The sequence below is a fragment of the Pseudarthrobacter sp. CC12 genome (assembly GCF_039907755.1).
GTDB lineage: Bacteria > Actinomycetota > Actinomycetes > Actinomycetales > Micrococcaceae > Arthrobacter > Arthrobacter niigatensis.
Genome location: NZ_JARDJH010000083.1, coordinates 1 through 1,243, shown reverse-complemented (window position 1 = coordinate 1,243; position 1,243 = coordinate 1). Strand labels below are relative to the sequence as shown.

Here is a 1,243-nt window from a genome sequence, read left to right as displayed (position 1 = left end):
GGGACTGCCCCGGCTTTTGTTGACTTGGGGTCTTAGGCCGCTGTGAGCGCGGTCCGGTTGATTGTTTCATATTCGATGGGCGTGAGTTTGCCCAGCCGTCTTTGCCTTCGCCGGCGGTGGTAGGTCCTTTCGATCCAGGTCGTGATGGCGAGCCGGAGTTCCTGCCTGGTCAGCCACCGTTGACGGTCCAGGACGTTCTTCTGCAGCAGCGAGAAGAACGATTCCATTGCGGCGTTGTCCGCGCACGCACCGACCCTGCCCATCGATCCGGTGAGCCCGTGGTGCAGGAGTGATTCGACGAACCGGCGTGACCGGAACTGGGACCCGCGGTCCGAGTGGACCACTGTCCCTGCCGGGCGGCGTGAGCGCACCGCGTTCTCCAGTGCGGCGACGGCCAGCGAGGACTTCATTCGTGAGTCCATGGAGTACCCGACGATCCTGCCGGAATAGACGTCCTTCACCGCGCAGAGGTAGAGCTTGCCCTCTGCGGTGGGGTGTTCGGTGATGTCCGTCAGCCACAGTTCGTTCGGCGCTGCGGCGGTGAAATCCCGATCGACCAGGTCGTCGTGGACCGGTGGCCCGGGTCTGCGGTTCAGGCCCCGTTTCTTCGAGAACACCGACCAGATGCCGTGGTCCCTGCACAGCCGCTGGACCCTGTTCTCGCCCGCCACGATGCCCTTCTCCGGGAGCTCGTCGGCGATGAACCGGTACCCGAATGCGGGGTCGTCGGTGTGGATGTCCAGGGCGGCGTTGACCAGGTGCGCATCGACCCAATCGCGTTCCGTCACCGGACTGGCCCTCCACCGGTAGTAGCCTTGCTTGCTGAATCCCAATACCCTGCAGGTCACCGCCACGGGAACACCATCGGCGGCAAGATCCGTGACCAGCGGGTACATCATTTTGGGTTGATGTCCCTGGCCAGATAGGCAGCCGCCCGGCGCAGGATCTCATTCTCCTGTTCCAGCAGGCGGTTGCGCTTCTTCAGCTCCCGCATCTCGGCCGACTCCGCCGCCGCCGGGCCGGCACCGGTTTCTTTACGTTCGGCGATGGCGATCCAGCGCTTGAGTGTCGTGACAGACAGTCCGAAGTCCTTCGCAATCTGCGTCAGCGGCGCCTCGCCCTTCCGGGCCACATCAATAACATCCTGGCGGAACTCCGCCCCATAAGCCGTGGGCATGCTCAACATCCTTCCACGAGCACAAGCTCGCTAGGTCAAGGAGTCAACAAAACCGGGGGCAGTCCC

General features: G+C 63.7%; 1 protein-coding gene. It reads right to left on the bottom strand.

What is annotated here, in order from left to right:
• Positions 1-32: 32 nt before the first annotated feature.
• A protein-coding gene (locus tag PV772_RS22925; RefSeq protein WP_109864350.1) for an IS3 family transposase occupies positions 33-1,177 on the bottom strand; the annotation gives its coding sequence in 2 pieces (ribosomal slippage) (positions 33-901 and positions 901-1,177; 1,146 coding nt in all).
• Between the last annotated feature and the right edge of the window lie 66 nt (positions 1,178-1,243).